We start from the raw sequence: 370 nt of genomic DNA on the forward strand, positions 1-370 counted from the left end.
GAACGCCCCCGACCCCCTACATGTGACCCGGGGGTGTCCAGGTGGCCGGTTAGGGCCTCCTGGCCGGCTTTGACGGCGGTTATGGCGGCCTTCACGGCATGTCCGGCGGTCCTTCTGGGCCGCGAAGCGCGCTGAGGGACGCCTTCGGTGCGGCGCGGCCCGTCATGTCCCGAACGACGCGGCGCGGACGGTGAACGTCCCGAACGGAGCGTTCGCGACATCGCCGCAGCGCTCATTCCCACCGCTGGCGCCCAAGCCTGGCCCCCGTGATCCGACGGTCCCGGGTTTTCGAAAACAGGGGGTGATATTCGGCCGCTCTGTGGGTTATAGGGGCGGGGTGGGGGGTGGGGGGGTGCGGGTGTGTCGCCCC

The organism is Amycolatopsis sp. NPDC059027 (genome assembly GCF_042739735.1).
In the GTDB taxonomy this organism is placed as follows: Bacteria; Actinomycetota; Actinomycetes; order Mycobacteriales; family Pseudonocardiaceae; genus Amycolatopsis.